The organism is Gordonia sp. YY1, from assembly GCF_009872315.1.
GTDB lineage: Bacteria > Actinomycetota > Actinomycetes > Mycobacteriales > Mycobacteriaceae > Gordonia > Gordonia amicalis.
Genome location: NZ_WXYI01000001.1, coordinates 347,076 through 365,816 on the forward strand (window position 1 = coordinate 347,076; position 18,741 = coordinate 365,816).

At 67.8% G+C, this 18,741-nt stretch carries 12 protein-coding genes; 10 read left to right on the forward strand and 2 right to left on the reverse strand.

The window, feature by feature from the left end; all coding sequences use genetic code 11:
* Positions 1–16: 16 nt before the first annotated feature.
* From BPODLACK_RS01625 to BPODLACK_RS01635, 3 genes are all read left to right on the forward strand, one after another.
* On the forward strand, positions 17–1,237 hold the full coding sequence (locus tag BPODLACK_RS01625) for an oxygenase MpaB family protein (RefSeq protein ID WP_375295676.1): 1,221 nt from the start codon (positions 17–19) through the stop codon (positions 1,235–1,237).
* Entirely contained in the window at positions 1,234–2,376 is a 1,143-nt protein-coding gene (locus BPODLACK_RS01630) for a DUF5995 family protein (RefSeq protein ID WP_024500260.1), read from the forward strand. Before BPODLACK_RS01625 ends, BPODLACK_RS01630 begins: the two co-directional genes overlap by 4 nt.
* Before the next feature lie 69 nt (positions 2,377–2,445).
* Positions 2,446–3,231: an exodeoxyribonuclease III gene (locus BPODLACK_RS01635; protein WP_024500261.1), complete on the forward strand. Its 786-nt coding sequence runs from the start codon at positions 2,446–2,448 to the stop codon at positions 3,229–3,231.
* Between the two features lie 115 nt (positions 3,232–3,346).
* Here BPODLACK_RS01635 and BPODLACK_RS01640 read toward each other — a convergent pair whose 3' ends face one another.
* Positions 3,347–4,099 (reverse strand): siderophore-interacting protein, encoded by a 753-nt coding sequence (locus BPODLACK_RS01640; RefSeq protein ID WP_024500262.1) that lies wholly within the window; start codon positions 4,097–4,099, stop codon positions 3,347–3,349.
* Positions 4,096–5,760 (reverse strand): long-chain-fatty acid--ACP ligase MbtM, encoded by a 1,665-nt coding sequence (mbtM, locus tag BPODLACK_RS01645; RefSeq protein WP_159404573.1) that lies wholly within the window; start codon positions 5,758–5,760, stop codon positions 4,096–4,098. Before mbtM ends, BPODLACK_RS01640 begins: the two co-directional genes overlap by 4 nt.
* Positions 5,761–6,099: 339 nt before the next feature.
* Here mbtM and BPODLACK_RS01650 point away from each other — a divergent pair, with 339 nt between their 5' ends.
* The 7 genes from BPODLACK_RS01650 to BPODLACK_RS01680 all read left to right on the forward strand — a co-directional run bounded on the left by BPODLACK_RS01650 (position 6,100) and on the right by BPODLACK_RS01680 (position 18,734).
* A complete protein-coding gene (locus tag BPODLACK_RS01650; protein ID WP_096272910.1) occupies positions 6,100–9,555 on the forward strand; it encodes a non-ribosomal peptide synthetase in 3,456 nt (1,151 codons plus the stop codon).
* 75 nt (positions 9,556–9,630) lie between these two features.
* Positions 9,631–10,239, forward strand: coding sequence for a GNAT family N-acetyltransferase (locus BPODLACK_RS01655; protein WP_024500265.1), 609 nt, complete (start codon positions 9,631–9,633; stop codon positions 10,237–10,239).
* A 4-nt stretch (positions 10,240–10,243) separates the two neighbouring features.
* Positions 10,244–12,043, forward strand: a complete 1,800-nt coding sequence (locus BPODLACK_RS01660) for an IucA/IucC family protein (protein WP_096272908.1) — start codon at positions 10,244–10,246, stop codon at positions 12,041–12,043.
* Positions 12,040–14,382 carry a penicillin acylase family protein gene (locus BPODLACK_RS01665; protein WP_159404574.1) on the forward strand — a complete coding sequence of 781 codons (2,343 nt, stop codon included), beginning with the start codon at positions 12,040–12,042 and terminating at the stop codon, positions 14,380–14,382. The genes BPODLACK_RS01660 and BPODLACK_RS01665 overlap by 4 nt, the downstream gene beginning before the upstream one ends.
* On the forward strand, positions 14,370–15,812 hold the full coding sequence (locus tag BPODLACK_RS01670; RefSeq protein ID WP_159404575.1) for a condensation domain-containing protein: 1,443 nt from the start codon (positions 14,370–14,372) through the stop codon (positions 15,810–15,812). Before BPODLACK_RS01665 ends, BPODLACK_RS01670 begins: the two co-directional genes overlap by 13 nt.
* 64 nt (positions 15,813–15,876) lie before the next feature.
* A complete protein-coding gene (locus tag BPODLACK_RS01675; protein ID WP_024500269.1) occupies positions 15,877–17,421 on the forward strand; it encodes a pyridoxal phosphate-dependent decarboxylase family protein in 1,545 nt (514 codons plus the stop codon).
* Positions 17,418–18,734 carry a lysine N(6)-hydroxylase/L-ornithine N(5)-oxygenase family protein gene (locus tag BPODLACK_RS01680; RefSeq protein WP_024500270.1) on the forward strand — a complete coding sequence of 439 codons (1,317 nt, stop codon included), beginning with the start codon at positions 17,418–17,420 and terminating at the stop codon, positions 18,732–18,734. The genes BPODLACK_RS01675 and BPODLACK_RS01680 overlap by 4 nt, the downstream gene beginning before the upstream one ends.
* Positions 18,735–18,741: the final 7 nt, after the last annotated feature.

Consider the following 18,741-nt stretch of genomic DNA (forward strand, 5'->3'; position numbering starts at 1 on the left):
TCTTTTTATGAACGCCATGAGTACCGTCACACCGCAACGCGCCGCCTCGATCACCGGCGCCCGCAACTGGACGGAGGTGAGGTCCGCCCATCCCGAACAGGTCGACGCGATGGCCGACGGGTTGATGGTGGGCGACCCCGCCGCCGACGCCGTCATCGCCGAGATGTTCGCCGGCGAGGGGTGGGCGTGGCCCCAGATCATCGCCGCCGTCGACGATCCGACCCTGGGCGCCGACGCCCCACCCGCCCTGCAACGGTTCCTCGACCAGGCCGCCCATACACCGCCGTGGTTCGATCCGGCCGTCGCACGCGCCGGCGCCGAGGCGTGGTGGCGTTTCGGTTCGCTGCAGTCGAGCACCTTGTACCAGTCGCTGATCTACGGATATCAGGCCCGTGGATTCACCCGGCCCCTGGTGGAAACCGGCCGATTCACCGAAGGCACCTGGGACCGCGTCGTCGCCACCGGACGGTGGGTCACCCTCGCCACGGCCCCCGGAATGATGGAACCCGGCAACCCCGGCTGGTCGCAGACGCTGCGAATCCGCTTGGTGCACGCCATCATTCGCCACCACCTGCACGCGGGCGAGACATGGGACGACGATCAGTGGGGCGTACCGATCAACCAGACGTACTCACAGCTGACCATCACCGCCGGTTTCCTCGTCCTGCCACTCCGGGTCGCCAAGGACTTCGGAATCCAGTACTCCCAGGCCGAACTCGAGGCGATCACCCATCTGTGGCGTTGGATCGGCTGGGTGATGGGCGTCGACGAGCACCGGCTCCCGAAGAGCTTCGCCGACGCGCGGCGGACGGACCACATCGGACGCGAATTCCACCTGACCCCACCGGAGGAGTCCAAGCTGCTCGTCCAGGCACTCCTCGACGACGGGTACCGAACCGATCTCCGACTGCCCAAGCCACTCAACAACGCGGTGCACCGGTTGTCCCGGCCATTCCTCCGGAGCCTGTTCGCCTCCGTGTCGACCCGCTGGGTCGACGACGAGGTCGCGGCCGCAATGGGTTTGCGGTCCACGCCGCTGCATCACCTGGTGACCCTGGCGCGACCCGTCGTGCGCTCTCGCGAGATGGCGCGCGGCGCCGGACTGCTCGGCTCCGAGCGGAAGGTCGCGCATCGCGAACTACAGCTCGTCACCATGCAACTCGGCATCGACCTCGAGCACATCATGTCCACCCGTTACGACGCCGCCGACAAGGGCCACCTGGAGACCGTCGCATGACCGCCACCTTCACCCTCCGCCAGAAACTCCGTTGCACCCCCGAGGCCGCATGGCATCTGCTGACCGATCCGGAGCAGATGTGCCGGTGGTCGACGGCACCGATCAGCCCGCTGTCCAGCGGCCCGCAGGATCGACTCGACACCCCGGGCGCGCTGCGCATGGTGACGCTGCCGGGAGGACGGGTCAAACTGCGCGAGGTCATCGAAGATGCGGAGTTCCCAACGACATTCAGGTACCGCGTCTACGACGGTGGTCCTCTGCTGGTGGACCACCGCGGTCACCAGCGCGTCGTCGAGACCCCCGATGGCGTCGAGGTGCACTGGACCGTCCACATGACCCTCTTCCCCGGTGTTCTCTCTCATGTGATGGCCCGCAAGATCCGCGGAGAGGTGCAACGGTCCCTCGAGGTGATGGCGTCGATCGCCGGCGAGCTCGACGACGCGACGCTCACTCCCCCGAGCACCAGCCCACCCCGCGAACCCGACGACCTCGACGAACTCGTGGCGTCCGCGCTCGCGATCCGCGACCTACAGCAGGAGATCGCCGACGAGCTCGCCGGCGCCAACGACCCGAAACAGTGGTTCGCCCGCGTCTACCAGTACGTGACCGAGACGATGATCGACGCGGCCACCGGACGTCTCGAACTGGGACTGACCCACCCCGATTGGGTCCTCGCGATCATCCCGGTCTTCCACGACTACTTCGCCCGCAACCTAGACGCCTACCGGAACGGCGGCGACGTCGAGGAACCGTGGCGGGTCGCATGGTCTACCTGCGAGATCGTCAGCCCGGAGAAGCCGCATCTGCCGGTCATGGAAGGACTGCTGGCCGGGGTCTCGGCACACATCGAAGCCGATCTGCCGCGGGCGCTCGCGGAGGTCCATCTCGACCGCTATCCCAACCGTGATCTGCGCGAATTCCGGCCCGACTACCTCCGGCTCGCCCCGGTCTTCACCGTCGCCTCCGACCGGCTGCTCGCCGATCTGCCCCGGAGCCACAAGCCCTGGTGGGCCGGGATCGCCGGCCGGTTCAACACCCAGTTCCGCGACGCCTTGCTCGCCCGGACCGGGTACGACGTGGCCCGACACCGCGTCCGGTCGTTCGAACGCGCCGTAGAGCTGGCCGCCAACCCCCGGTGACCCTGCAGGCCGACCGGCCACATTATGGTGGACCCGACATCGGCCACCACCATGATCGAGGAACGCTGCATGCGCTTCGCCACCTGGAACGTCAATTCGATTCGGGCGCGATCGGAGTCGGTCGTCGCGTGGATGGAGCAGGCCGACATCGACGTGCTGGCGATGCAGGAGACGAAGTGTCACGACGACGCGTTTCCGCTGATGAGTTTCCTGGCCGCCGGTTACGACGTGGCACACATCGGGCAGGGCGCCTACAACGGGGTCGCGATCGCGTCGCGGGTCGGCCTGGACGGCATCGAGATCGCCTTCGACGGCGTGCCCACCTATCCGGTCGACAACCAGCCGATCCGCGAGGCTCGCGCGATCTCCGCGGTGTGCGCCGGGGTGCGCGTGTGGAGTCTGTACGTCCCCAACGGACGTACGCCCGACGATCCGCACTACGAGTACAAACTGCGCTGGCTCGACGCGCTCGGTGACCACATCGCACTGCGGCTGGCTCACGATCCGGCCGTCGAGATGATGCTGGCCGGCGACTGGAACGTCGCCCAGACCGACGACGACGTCTGGGACCGCGAATACTTCGAGGGACGCACCCATGTCACACCTCCGGAACGCGCAGCGGTGCAGCGCTTCCTGGACGGCGGTCTGGTCGACTCCGCGCTCCCCTACGCCCCCGGTTACACGTTCTGGGACTACACACAGTTGCGCTTCCCGCGCGACGAGGGCATGCGTATCGACTACGCGTTCTGTTCACCCGCGCTCGACACACGCGTTATGGGCGCGCACATCGACCGCGAGGCGCGGAAACGCAAGGGCGCCAGCGATCATGCCCCGGTGGTGTTCGACCTCGCTTGACCGCTCCCTGAGGAGCGAGCCTGCGAGCATCTCGAAGAGTCCTTTCGATACGCCCTTCGCAAGCTCCGGGCTACTCAAGGAGCAGAAAGAGCGAGCTCGCGAGCGTCTCGAAGGGTCAGGCGAAGGACTTGCCCGGAATCCAGTAGGCCTGCGCCTTCACTGACTTCTTGGGGATTCCGTAGTCGTTCTTCAGCGTCGCCGACACCGCGCGGGTGCTGACCGAATCCAGTGCGACCCAACCGAAGTGGCCATTCGCATCGAAGGCCGCGGAGCGTACGGCGTCGACGAGTGCGGCCCCGTCGCGCTCACGGGCGATCCAGTGGACGGTGTCGTGCGCACGAGCACGCAGCGGCAGGGACCTGTCGCTCTCGTGCTGATACTCCAACCAGATCGTGGCAGGCGTCTCCGGGCGACCGGATGCCTCGATGGCGTCGAGCAGCGAGTTGATCGCCGGGAGCGAAGCCGCGTCACCGGCCATGACCCACCCGCGGACGTCGGCCGGCATGGCGAACTTCGAACCCATCACGGTGGCGTTGATCGTGTCCCCGGGCTGCGCCTGCTGCGCCCAGCGGGCGGCGATGCCGTCGTGGATCGCGAACTCGATGCCGAAGGTGTCGGCGGCAGGGTCGGCGTCGACGAGGGTGTACCCCCGTTGGTGGAGTTTGCCCGCGTCGTCGAACCACATCCGGATCCACATCGTGGGGTGCAGTGCTCGTTTCGCGAGGAGACCGCCGCCGCTGAAGGTCAGACGCACATAGTGTTCGGTCACCACCTCGGAGCCGGTCACGGTGAGCCGGAAGTCGTCGCCGCCCAGCAGCTTGAGGACGGCGCCCTGCCATCCACGACCTCTTGTCACCACTTGGCTCACTGTTGCTCGACCGATCCGAGCGTCCCGTCCTCGACCATCTGGCGGGTTTCGAGGCGACGGATCTTGCCCGAGGTGGTACGTGGAACCGAATCGGGGGCCACGAAGATCACGTCCGCCGGCATGATCCCGCATGCCGATGCGACCTCCGACATGACCTCGGCACGAGCCTTTTCCGGGTCCGAACCCTTGTACTCGGCGACGATCACCAGGCCCGGACGCGACGACCCTTCGCCCCGCGCCATCGCGACCACGCCGCCACGCCGAACGCCGGCGGCCTCGGCGGCCGCGCGCTCGATCTCGATCGGGAACAGGTTGCGTCCGGCAACGATGATGACCTCTTTGGCCCGTCCACAGATGACCAGGCGGTCGTCGATCAGATAACCGAGGTCACCTGTGGAGAACCATTCCCCCGCACCGAGATCGGCGCTGCCGAGGTAGCCGCGCATCATCGAGGCACCACGGATCTCCACGTGGCCCACGGAACGACCGTCGACGGCGGGAACGTCAATATTCGGTTCGACGATCCGAATCTGCATGCCGCCCAGCGGCTTTCCGAGGATCGCGTACCGGCGTCGGATGGGTTCGCCGCCGCCGGGCGGGGTCACCGTCACCTCGTCGTAGTGTGCGCCCTCGCCGACCGCGGGCATCGTCACGGCACAAGCGGATTCGGCCATGCCGTAGGCGGGTGCCGCCGCCGAGCGATCGAAACCGAACGGCGCGGTCGCCTCGAGGAACTTGTCGAATGCGTCGGCGTCGATCGGCTCGCCGCCGCTGATCGCGACGCGGAGGTTCGACAGGTCGACGTCGCGCAGGAGTTTCCCGTAGCGACCGAGGATGTCGTAGGCGAAGTTCGGGGCGGCCGTCACGGTGGCCTTCGTCTCGGTCAGCCACTGCATCCACTTGAACGGCGCGGCGGCGAACGCGGTGTTCGGCACCACATAGGTGGAGATGCCGGTGGTCATGCCGGCGAGCAGGAACATCAGGCCCATGTCGTGGTACAGCGGGAGCCAACTGAACCCCGTGTCGCGGGTGCGGTGCAGTCCGAGGCGGCTCACGAGTTCGATCGCGTTGGAGTACACGGCCGACGACGTGAGCACCGCGGTCTTGGGGTCACCGGTCGACCCGGCGGTGCCCTGCAGGACAGCGACGGTGTTGCTGTTGACGTTGCGGGCGACGAAGTCGGTGGTGTCGGCGGCGACACCGAACTCGGCGACCCGCGCGATCCTCAGGTGACCGTCGACCTTCGACAGCAGGTCGAGCTGGGAGCCGCTGCCCAGGACGGTGCCGACACCGATCGAGACGAATCGCGAGTAGGTGGCCTGCGCCCACCGGTCCTCGTCGGCTCCACGGATGGGTCCGGGCAGAATGCTCACCGGCACTCCGACGAGCCACGCACCCTGGATCGCGGCGATCAGGTCGACGGTGGGATCGCCGATGAGTCCGACGGCGAGCGGCTCGTGGAGCTCACTGTCGGCGAGCAGCTGCACCGCGATCTGCTCGGCGCGTGCGTGGACCTCGCGCCAGGGCGCGGTCACCCACTCGCCGGTGTCGGAGTCGAGCACGGACAGCGTGGTGTTCCCCGCCGACATCGCCTCTCGGACAGTTGCTGCCAGGGTATTGGTGGAGCCGGCCTCCTCCAGGACCACGCTGCTCTGCGACATGTTCGTTCCCCGTTCTCGCCGACCGCGGCGTCGGCTGTCTCGTAAATCTGGCGAATGGCGTCCACTGCGCCGGAGCGCGCGAATCGCGTGGGTCGCGGCGACCGAACTCAGCCCACCACCCTTGGGTAGGTTAGCCTAATCTTTGTAACGCACAAGGGGCGGTCGACTGCCCACCGAAGCGTGATTCAGATCATTTGGCGACATGGCGGTTCATAACTTAGGCTAACCTAAGTTTTGTCGCCGGCAGACGTTGGTCGCGGCGATTAGTTAGTATACCCTACCCTAAATTGGCGTACACGAGTAGACGACGTTCCCGAACCGCGAGAGGCACTTCGACTGATGGCCACGAACTCCGAGATGACATCCACCATCACCGATCTCGCCGACCCTGCCGTCATCCGTGCCGAGGTCGCCGGCGCTCTCGGCGTGACATCGGAGTCCCTCGACCCCACCCAGGACCTCATCGCCCAGGGACTCGACTCCCTGCGCATGATGCGACTGGCCGGCACCTGGCGCAAACGCGGCATCGACATCGACTTCGCCCGCCTGGCCGCCGCACCCACACTCGACGCCTGGACTGCACTCATCGGAAGTCCCGCGACCACCGCAGACACCGACGAGTCCCCGGAGAACGTCGACCCCACAGCACCTTTCCCGTTGGCGCCGATGCAGCACGCGTATTGGATCGGCCGCTCCGACAGCCATGCGTTCGGCAACGTCGCCGCGCACCTCTACATCGAATTCGACGGTCACGACATCGATCCGGACCGCTTCACCACCGCCATGAGCGCGCTGCTGGAGCGTCATCCGATGCTGCGGATCCGCGTACTCCCCGACGGCACCCAGGTCGTCGGACCCGCACATCCGGAGGCCATCGCCGTCCACGACCTCCGCGGCCGGCCGGCCGCGACGGTCGACGCGATCCTCGCCGAAAAGCGTTCACACGGAACGCATCGCGCCCTCCCGGTCGAGGAGGGCGCGGTCATCCGCGCGGAACTGAGCCTGCTTCCGGACGGCTCCACCCGCGTGCACCTCGACGTCGACATGATCGCGGCCGACGCCATGAGCTACCGCGTGCTCGTCGACGATTTCGCGCGTCTCTACCGCGGAGAGACCCTGCCGGAGCTCGGTGTCACCTTCGCGACGATCACGGCCGACCGGACGTCCCGTGAGATCCGCGACGAGGACCTCGCATGGTGGCGGGAGCGCATCCCCCACCTGCCCGGACCCCCCGAACTCCCAGTCGACGATCGCGCCGCCCGCGGCGAGGTGGAACCGCGCAGCGTCCGCCTCCACCATTCGGTCTCCGCCTCCGAGTGGAAACGACTCGAGGAACACGCCCATCGCCGGGGCGTCACCCCCGCGGCTGCGGTGGCGGCGGTCTTCGCCGAGGCCGTGGGCACGCACTCCGCGAATTCCCGCTTCCTGCTGACTGTTCCGCTGTTCGACCGTCCGCAGATCCACCCCGATGTCGAACGCGTGGTCGGCGACTTCACCTCCTCGATCCTCGTCGACGTCGACCTGAGCCAACCGGCGACGCTGGCCGAGCGCGCACATCAGATGCGTTCGGCAATGCATGACGCCGCTGCCCACGGTTCGATGAGCGGCCTCGACGTCCTCCGCGAACTCGGGCGTGCACGAGGCGAATCCGTCGTCTCGCCGGTCGTGTTCACCAGCGCGCTCGGGCTCGGCGACCTCTTCTCGGCGCAGTCCACCGACGTACTCGGCGACCCCACGTGGATCGTCTCACAGGGTCCCCAGGTACTGCTCGACGCACAGGTCACCGAGATCGCCGGCGGCCTGCTCCTGAACTGGGACGTCCGGGTGTCCGACCTCGACGAGACCACCGCCCGCGCGATGTTCGACTACTACGTCCGTCTCCTCGGCCTCCTCGTCGACGGCGAGTGGGACCTGGCCGCGCCCGATCCGGTCGCCGATGAGGTTCGTACACAACGTCGCTCGGTCGAGCACCCGCTCCCTGCCACCGATGTCTTCGACGGCACCCTGCACGGCACGATCTTCGGCCGCGCGGCGCAGCGGTCCGCGTATCCGGCGGTCATCACCGATGACCACACCTGGACGCACGGCGAGCTCACCGACGACGCACTCCGTGTGGCGGGCGCACTCGCCGCGGCGGGCCTCCGCACCGGGGACACCGTGGTCGTCCACCTGCCCAAGGGCGGCGACCAGGTCGTCGCCGCACTCGCCGTGCTCGCCGTCGGCGCCGCCTACGTACCGATCGCGCCGACGCAACCGGAGGCCCGCCGGGCCCGGATTGTCTCCATCGCCGGACCACGCGCTGTGCTCACCGCCGATGTCGGCGCCTGGGCGGACGGCGACGGACCCGCCGTCATCGACATCGCACATGCCCGAACCGCGGCACCGGCCGAGCCCGCAGAGGTGTCCGGCGAGGCGTTGGCCTACATCCTCTTCACCTCCGGATCGACGGGACTGCCCAAGGGCGTCCAGGTCCCACATCGTGCCGCGGTGGCCACCCTCACCGACCTCCTCGACCGCTACTCGCTCGACGAGCGTGATCGCAGCCTCCAGGTCTCCTCGCTCGAGTTCGACCTCTCCGTCTTCGACATCTTCGGACTGCTGGCCGTCGGCGGCGCCGTGGTGGTGCCCGGTGACGACGAGCGCACCAAGGTCGACGACTGGGTGCGGCTTCTCACCGAACACTCGGTGTCCGTGCTCAACTGCGTGCCGTCGATCCTCGGCATGATCCTCGACATCGGTTCGCTGCCCGCGTCGATGCGGGTGATCATCATGGGCGGTGACAAGGTCGAGGTGTCGCTGCTCGACCGGGTCGCCGCACAGCTGCCCGACTGCCGGGTCGCCGGCCTGGGCGGCACCACCGAGACCGCCATCCACTCCACGATCTGCGAAGCGGACGACGTGCCCGCCGGTATGGCGTTCGTGCCCTATGGCGTTCCGCTGCGCGGCGTCCGGTGCCGGGTCGTCGACGAGACCGGCCGTGACCGTCCCGACCTCGTCCCCGGTGAACTGTGGATCGGCGGTGCCGGCGTCGCCGACGGCTATCGCGGCGATCTCGAGCGCACGGCGGATCGCTTCGTCCACCATGACGGCGAGACGTGGTATCGGACCGGTGATCTCGCCCGCTATCTACCCGGCGGATTCCTCGACTTCCTCGGCCGCGCCGACCACATGGTGAAGGTGCGCGGCTACCGTGTGGAGCTCGGCGAGGTCGAAGCCGGACTGCTCGGGCTCGACGAGGTCGGTTCGGCGGTCGCCTGGTCCGACGGCCGCGACCTGCGTGCCGCGGTCGTCCCTGCCGGCGCACGGATCGGGGAGGACGAGATCCTCGCCGGACTCTCCGAAACGCTCCCGCCGCACATGATCCCGCGTTCGATCGCCGTGCTGGATGCTCTGCCCCTCACGGCGAACGGGAAGTACGACCGCAAGGCACTGGCAACCCTCGTCGACCCGTCGGACAGCGGCCCGGCGGTCGTCGCACCGCGTACTCCGCTCGAGGAGGCGCTCGTCGTGATCTTCTCCGACGTGCTGCCGGTCCGGCCGATCGGTGTCACCGAGGACTTCATCTCGCTCGGCGGCGACTCGGTGCAGGCCACCCGCCTCGTGGCGCTGTCGCGCACCTGGCTCGACGCCCCGCGCCTGTCGGTCGCCGACATCTTCGGTCACAGGACCATCGCAGGCCTCGCCGAACGGCTCACCGCCCTCGAAGGCCCGCGCGTCACGCGCGTCGCCGAGATCTTCCTCGGCGTCGTGGCCCTGACCGACGACCAGGTGGACGCCGAACTCGCCGGGACCTGACGCGCGGCCGGCAGCCCCGGCACCCACCACGACCGCACCCACCACGACCGCAGACTTCACGACAGCAAAGGCATCATGACCACTTCATCGGCACCCGCGTACGACCTGCACTCGGTCGATCTCGACGACCTGTCGCACGCCGTCACGGTCCACGGATGGCTCACCCATCCCAAGGCCAAGTACTGGGACATGCTGGAGAGCTCGGTCGCGGACGTGGAGAAGATGATCCGGGAGACCGCGGCGGCAACCGCCGGCACGCCCTACGGCATGCGCCTGGGCTACCACGACGGCCGACCGCAGTTCCTGTTCGAGCTGTACGATCCGCAGACCAGCGAACTCGCCGACCCCGCAAGCGGTTACGTTCATGCCGAGGGCGACATCGGGATGCACCTGCTCGTCGCCCACGCCGAGCAGGCCCTGCCCGGCTTCACCGGCGCGGTGATGCTGCACATCATGCGGACGGCGATCCTCGAGGTCGGCGCCGCGCGTGTGGTCGTCGAACCGGACGTGCGCAACACCGCGGTCCACCGCCTCAACGCCAGCGTCGGATTCCAGGCCGACGGCGACTATCCGGTCGGCGACAAGATCGCTCATCTGAGCTACTGCACGCGCGACGACTTCCTCCGCGTCACCGCCGGCGGCACCAGCGTCGGCGCCGTCGAGGTGACGGACCTGGGAGCGTGATCCGTTGACCGTCGAACAGATCCGCCATACGCGAACCGCACCGTCGGACACCGTGTCCTACCGGCAGACGTATCACCGCAGGATCGCCAGGAAGATCCTGGCCGAGTTCTCGCACGAACGCGCTCTGAGTCCCGTCGAGACCGCACCGGGCCACTACGTCGTCAGCTCCGCCGACGGTGACACCGAGTACCGTTTCCGCGCCGAGATCCTCGCCCTGGAGAACTGGGCGATCGACGAATCCTCGTTGCGTCGTGTGCGACGTGGCGAGGAACTGCCCGTCGACGCCATCGCCCTGGTCGTCGACCTGGCACCACTACTGGGTATCGGTCCACAGGCGCTGCCGGACTACCTCGAGGAATTCATCAACACGCTCGCAATCAGCGCCGAACGGTCCGACGAACGTCGCGTCACGGCAGCCGATCTCGCGTACGCCGACTTCCAGACCATCGAGAAGACGATGACCGAGGGCCACCCCTGCATCGTGGCGAACGCCGGGCGCCTCGGATTCAGCGCCGAGGACATCGAGCGCTACGCACCCGAGGTCGGCAATCACTTCCGGCTCGTCTGGGTCGCTGCCCGCCGTGAGGACTGTGACGTGGCGACGGTCGGCGGCGTCGACTACGACGCCATGCTGGTGGACGAACTCGGCGTCGAGACACTGGCGGACTTCGACGCTGTCCTACGCGAATGCGGTTGTGAACCCGACGATTACCGCTATCTGCCGGTACACCCGTGGCAGTGGACCGAGAAGCTCCGCAAGCTCTACTCCGCCGATCTCGCCGACCGGCGCATCGTGTTCGTGGGTGAGAGCCCCGACCTGTACCAGGCGCAGCAGTCGATCCGTACGGTCTTCAACTCGACCAGGCCCACCCGCCACTACGTCAAGGGCGCCCTGTCGATCGTGAACATGGGCTTCACCCGAGGCATGTCGGCGGATTACATGCGCACCACCCCGCTGATCAACAACTGGGTCCGCGGACTCGTGGCCGACGACCCGTACCTGGCCGCCATCGGATTCGAGATGATCTTCGAGGTCGCGGCCATCGGCTACCGCAGCCCCACCTTCACCCAGATCACCCAGCCGGGATCGGAGTACCGCAAGATCCTCTCGGCGCTGTGGCGCGAGAGTCCGGTCTCGCTCGTGGGCAGCGACGAACAGCTCGCCACCATGGCGGCGCTCCTGCACGTCGACCACCACGGCGACTCCCTTGTCGGTGCGTTCATCGCACGGTCTGGGATTCCCGCCGCCGAGTGGATTCGACGCTACCTCCGGACATACCTCCATCCGATCGCCTACCTGTTGTACCGGTACGAGCTGAAGTTCTCCCCCCATGGCGAGAACCTGATCCTCGTCCTCGACAACGGGATCCCGGTCCGTGCGATCCTCAAGGACATCGGCGAGGAGGTCTCGGTCTTCGGCGATCCGGAGGGGTTCCCCGAGAACTGCGCTCGCGTGCTCACCGCCGAACCCGACGAGATCCGCAACCTCGGCGTGCTGTCGGACATCTTCGACGACTTCCTGCGCCCACTGGCGGGCATCCTCCACACCCACCGGCTCGTCACCGATGGGCAGTTCTGGGACCTGGTGGCCGAGAGCCTGCGCGAATTCGTCGCCGCCCATCCCGATCTCGACGACAAGTTCGCGAAATGGGATCTGTTCGCGCCACATTTCGGTGCGGTCCACATGAACGGCCTGCAGCTGCGCAACAACAAACGGATGGTCGACATCGAGGACTCCTACGCATCTCTCATCGACGCCGGCCATCTGCTTGCCAACCCCGTCGCCGATCGGGGGCCCCGATGACCACCACGACCCCGTCGGCCGAATCTCCCGTCGCGGAGATCCTGCGCGACGCCCACGGCATCCCGCACGTGCTGGCCGCCACTCCGGCCGGGGCACTTTACGGACAGGGCCGTGCCTGCGGTCAGGACCGCCGGTGGCAGATCGAGTTCATGCGGCTGCGCGCCAAGGGCCGCACCGCCGAGGTCTTCGGCGGGTCCTGCGTGGAGTGGGACACCTTCGCCCGGCGAGCACGCCTCGATGCGGCCGCCGAACGGATGTACCACGCTTCCTCGGAGCGCACCCGAAACCTGCTGCGCGCCTATGCCGACGGCGTGAACAGTACCCTGTCGGATGCCGATGGCGTTCCTCCGGCACCGGAACTCGCAGCGCTCGACCATCATCCGGAGCCCTGGCGGCCGTGGACCCCGATCTCGGTCTTCATCATGCATCACGTGCTGTTCGGCCGGTTCACCACGAAACTGTTCCGGCTCCACGCCTGCCGCACCACCGGACCGGATGCATTGCGGTTCTGGGCCTTCGAGGGCAGCGAGAACGACCCGACCGTGCCGAGGATTCCCGACGAGGCATTCCTTCGCGAGATCCTCGATCTCACCCGGCCCACGCCGGTCGCCGAATCCCCCGTCGGGGAAACCGTCGACCTGGGGGATCCGATGTCGGGCAGCAACGCGTGGGGTGTCTCCGCGGCCCGCAGTACCACCGGGTCGCCGATCGTCGCCGGCGACCCGCACCGATTCCTCGAACTGCCCGGCATCTACCAGCAGTTCCACCTCGCCTCGACCGACCCGGCACAGTCCTTCGACGTGGCCGGTTTCGCCTTCGCGGGCGTCGCCGGGGTCCCCCATTTCGCTCACGGTGAGGAGATCGCCTGGGGCATCACCAACGCGATGGCCGATTACCAGGACCTCTACATCGAGCGACTCAGCCGCGACGAGACGGGCACACTGCTCGTCGAGGTGCACGGCGGAAACCGGGTGCCGGCGACCGTCCACACCGAGCTGATCGGCGTCCGCGACTCCGAACCCGTTGCGGTCGAGGTGATCACCACACACAACGGCGCCGTCGTGTTCGGTGGTCCGGATGAGTCGTTCGCGATCAGCCTGCGTTCGCCGCTGCTCTCGACGGACGTCACCTTCGACGCCCCGCTCGACCTGCTGTTCGCCCGATCGATCGCCGACGTCGAAGCCGCGCTGTCGTCCTGGGTCGAGCCGGTGAACCGTGTCGTCATCGCACACGCCGACGGAACGACCGTCACCCACGTGGCCGGACGGGTACCCGTCCGGGCTTCGGAGAACTACTGGCTACCGGTTCCCGGCTGGGACGAGCGCTACCAGTGGCAGGGCTACGAACCGGGTTCACTGGGCGACCCCGGTTTCGACGCGACCGTGGCCGACGGCGGTGTCAGCGTGACCGCCAATCAACGGATCTCCACGGTCCCTGCGCTGCAACCGATCACGACCGAGTGCGTGGAGGCGTTCCGCGCCGACCGCATCACCGCTCGTCTCGACGAACTCGACGCGGTCAGCGCGGACGACTGCGCAAACATCCACCGCGACATCCGCCTCGACCAGGCGGAGGTGGTCCAGCGACTCCTCACCCGGGTGGTGGGCAACACCCCTGCCGCCGAGGACATCCGACAACGCATCCTCGCCTGGGACCGCACCATGGGCGCCGACAGCACCGACGCCTTCCTGTTCGCCGAATTCCGCAGTCAGCTGGTGCTCGGAGTCGCGCGCACCGACGTCCTCGCCCCGCTGCGGGGTCCGCACGGCTTCCCCGCGGTGTTCCAGCCGTGGTTCGTCCCGGAGCCGCGCCTCGCCACCGCCATCACCACGGTGATCACCAACTCCGCCGTGATCGGGATAGACATCGGCGAGGTCGCGCTCGACGCGCTCGACGCCGTCGTCACCCGCGTCGAGGCGATCGGGCACGTCCCGAGCTGGGGCAGCGTGCACGTGCTCGCCCCGATCCACGGTTTCGATCTCGTCGGTGCGTCACCGAGACATCCGGAGCTGTTCGCGGCGCTGCGACCCACTCCACTGCCCCTCGCTGGGGATTCGGAGTGTGTCTTCGCCAATGCGTCCGCGGTCGGCACCCACGTGTGCATCACCGGCTCTGCGGCCCGCTATGTCTGGGACCTCGCCGACCCGCGGGCGAGCCGCTGGGTGGTGCCGCTCGGCGTCAGCGGCGACCCGGATTCCGAGCACTTCCAGGACCAGGCCCCGCTGTGGGCGGACGGCCGATTGATCCCGGTGTCCCGCGACTGGGATGTCCTGCGCGCGCAGGACCCCACCGTCACTTCGACCGCCACTTCGACCGAGGGAGAACCGTGCCCACATTGACCGAAGCGCGACTCACACTGCTCCGCCGGCGGATCACGGAGTCCGGCGACGCCGCTGCGGGCGAGGCCCGCCCCGACCCGAGCGCAGAGACCCCGGATACCTTCGGGCAGTTCGGCACCGCCGAACGTCGAATGTGGAAGATCTACGAGCTCGATCCGGAATCAGTGTCGCACAACATCGGTCTGGTCATCGACTTCGACGGCGATCGAACCGTCGAATCCGTGGTCGCCGCAGCGGAACTACTCGTCGAACACTTCGAGGTTCTCAGTTCGATCGTCGAGGTCGAGGCCGGCGTACCCCACCGTGTGAGGGTCCGTCGAGAAGGACGTTGGGACGCAGCCCGTTCGGTCTGGACCTGGGGTCTCGACGATGCCGCGGTCGGCTCGACGGAGAGCGACACCATGGCAACACGGTTGACCCGCACTCCATTCGACCTGTTCGCCGAGGTGCCGTTACGCCTGCATGTCTCGGGAGGTGACGGGCGGGTGACGATGATCCTGGTGGTTCACCACCTCGCGGTCGACGACACCTCGTGGCCTTTGCTGCTCGGCACGCTCGTGTCCGGCGAGTGGATCGGGGACGTGCACGCAGAGTCCCGGCCCGCCGCCCCGGATGCCGCCACTGCGGCCGAGACCACCGACGCCGCGGTACGCCACGCTCTCGACACCTGGGCGGCCGATGATGTGCGCCACCCGCTCTCCGGCGAACTGCCCGCCGAGAGCGCCGCGGAGAGCTGGCTCTCCCCGATGGACGATCGGGAGGGCATCAAGGTGGCCGCCGCGGTCGCCGACGAATCGCTCGCCGCGTTCGACCGGGTCGCACAGATCGTCGGCGCTACACCCAACGCGATGCTCATCGGAGTGTGCTCGCTGGCCGCGTTCGCGCTGACCGGTTCACCCGACCATGTGCTCGTGGTCCCGGCCGACAACCGGCGCCGCACGCAGTCACCGCAGCGTATCGGCTACTGCGGCAACATCATCCCGATGCGTTTCCGCGCCGACCCGAACGCGACCGTCGAGCAGGCCCTGCGCGATGCCGCCTCGGTGATCTACCGGGCGATGGAACACTCCGGCACCGACTTCGGCCCGATCCTCACCGCACTTCGTCAACGGGGCGGCCGGTTCCCGGTCATGGAGATCATGGCCTCGGTCCGTCCCGCGCCGCTGCGCGGCGTCGCCCGACCCGACGGACCTCCGGTCACCTGCCGTTCGGTGTTCAACGGAATCGCCAACTATCCGTTGTCGATCGCCTTCGAGACCGACGACCACGCCACCCACGTCGAGGTCGATCACCAGCCCGGAATCGTTCCCGACCACGTCGCCACGCGCGTCACCGGCGTGTTGACCGCACTCGTCGACCTCATCCCGTCCGCTCTGGGCTCGACGGTCGCCGAACTACTCGCGGATCTCGAGAGACGGGTCCCGGCGTGACGGACCGACACGCGCACGAGCGAGCGCATGACCACACCACCATCGAAAGTCCAGGGGGAACTCAGTGACCGAAGACCGCGTGTCCGCTTGGGGGGCTTCCCGTTTCGCCCGGCCGGGAACGGGTTGGGCGGACGTCGGCCGCGGTCTGGCCGAGGCGGCCGAGTCGGTCACGGCTCACCACCACGGCGCGCCACTGCCCGCCGGGGACCCCGTGTCGGTGCTCGCCGCGGTCACCGCATCCCTGGGTGGCCCCGGAATCCCCGATTCCGGGATCGGCGAGTCCGAGGCCCTGTCACGACTCGCGCGCCTGGTGGCCGAGTACGGTCTCGACCTCACCCATCCGCTGACCGCAGCTCATCTGCAGCCGGCACCTCTGTCCGTCGCGGTCGTCGCGGATGCACTCGCGAGCGCCACCAACGCCTCGCTGGACACCTATGACTCGGGACCCGCAACGCTCGCCCTGGAGACCTGGACCGTTCGCTCCCTCGCCCGCATGGCGGGATTCGGCGAGCAGGCCGGTGGCGTCTTCAGCCCGGGCGGATCGATCTCGAACCTGCTGGCCCTCATGATCGCCCGCGATCACACCGCCGCACGCCGTGGCATCGACGTCCGGCACGACGGCGTGGGTGCACTGCGTCGACCCGTCGTGTTCTGCTCTCGCGTCGCCCACTTCTCCGTGCACCGCGCCTGCGCCGCACTGGGTCTCGGCGAGTCCGCGGTCATCCCGGTCGAGGTCGACTCCCATCACCGGATGGTCCCGGAAGCACTCGAGAGCGCGATTCGGCAGGCCGGCGATGTCACTCCGCTCGCGATCGTGGCGACGGCCGGCACCACCGACTTCGGCACCGTGGACCCGCTGCCCGAGATCGCCGACATCGCCGAGCGTCACGAGATCTGGCTGCACGTCGACGCCGCCTACGGATTCGGCACGCTGTTCTCCGATCGTCTGTCCGGACTGCTCACGGGCGTCGACCGGGCGGACTCGGTCACCCTCGACCTGCACAAGGTCGGCTGGCAGCCGGCCGCCGCCAGCCTCATGCTGCTCTCTGATGCCAACCGGTTCGTGTCACTGAACCGTTCGGTCGCCTATCTCAACCCCGACGACGACGTCGAGGCCGGTTACAGCGGCCTGCTCGGTCAGACCCTGCAGACCACCCGTCGTCCCGACGTGCTCAAGGTCGCGGCCACGCTGATGGCCTACGGACGTCGCGAACTCGGCGGGATGCTCGAGCGGTGCAACGACCTCGCGGTGTACGCCGAACAACGGGTGGCCACGGAGTTGCAGCTCGAACTGATCGCACCGGTCACGCTGACCACCATCGTCTTCCGCTATCGCTGCGCCGACCTCGACGCGGTCAACGGCGAATTGCGGCGTCGCCTCATCGCCGATGGCAAGGCGCTCATCGGGCGCACCCAGGTACGGGTGCCCGGCGAGGACGAACCCCGGACCTGCCTGAAACTGACGCTTCTGAACCCGGAGACCTCGGAGAGCGACATCGACGACCTGTTCGACGAACTCCTGCGTCTCGCAATCGAAGTGGAATCCGAGAACACCTCGGTGTCCAGCGACCAGGCCCACAGTGAAGAAATGGTGAGGGTGTCGGAATGACCCGAGTTGAGAATGTAGATGTACTGGCGGTCGGCTGCGGCCCGTTCAATCTGGGGCTCGCCGCGCTGGCGTCGACCGTCGAGGGCCTCGACGTGCTCGTCGTGGACTCCCGCGACGAGTTCCGGTGGCATCCGGGACTGATGTTCGACGAGGCCCGACTGCAGGTGGGTTTCCTGTCGGACCTGGTGACCCTGGTCGATCCGACGCACCCACTGTCGTTCCTGAACTACATGGCCGACACCGACCGGATGTACCGGTTCCTCGTGCGGGAGAACTTCTACCCCACCCGCATCGAGTACGAGGCCTACCTGCTCTGGTGCATCAAGCGGCTCGACTCCCTGCGTTGGGGCACCACCGTCACCGAGGCCACCTGGGATGACGAGGCCGACGCCTTCCGCGTCTCGATCGTCTCCGGCGGCACGGCGTCCACCGTGACCGCCCGTCACATCGTCGTCGGCGTCGGCACCGAACCCTTTGTGCCGGAATCATTGTCGTCGGAGTCCCGGGCTGTCGTCCACAGTTCGGATTACCTGTACCACCAGGACCGGGCTCATGCCGCCGACTCGGTGACCGTCATCGGTTCGGGACAGTCAGGCGCAGAGATCGTCATCGACCTGCTCGAGGCGAATCTCCGTGGCGGCCCCTCCGTGCGCTGGTGGACCCGTACCCCCTGGTTCGCGCCGCTGGACTTCACCAAGCTCTCCCTGGAGATGACCACCCCGGCGTACATGGACTACTTCCACAGCCTTCCGGAAGCGGCTCGCGACCGAATCCGCCCGCAACACTGGCAGTTCCACAAGGGCGTATCCACCGACACGCTCGAGCGGGTGCACGAACTGCTGTACCAGCGCCAGCTGCGCGAGAAGCTCAACCCCGTCCAGCTGCGCATCTCGACCGAGGTCGAGGGCATCGACACCCTCGCCGACGGCACACTGAAGGTCCGGGGACGCCACCTGGACACCGGAACCCGGCTCGCCCACACCACCGACATGGTCATCGCCTGCACGGGCTATCGGGCCCGTGAGGCGGACTTCCTGGCCCCCATCGAGTCGCAGCTCCACCGGGATTCCCGCGGCCGTCTCGTCATCGGCGCGAATCACGAGGTCGAGACCGAACCCGCCCTGACCAACCGGGTCTTCGTGGCCAACGCCGAGGAGCACGCCATCGGCGTCTCGGCGCCCAACCTCGACATCGGCGCGGTCCGCAACGCCCGAATCCTCAACGCCGTCATGGGCCGCGAGGTGTACCGGCTGCCGAAGGACACCGCTTTCACCAGCTTCGGCATCGACGACTCCGACGACATCGTCGGCTAGGACTTCA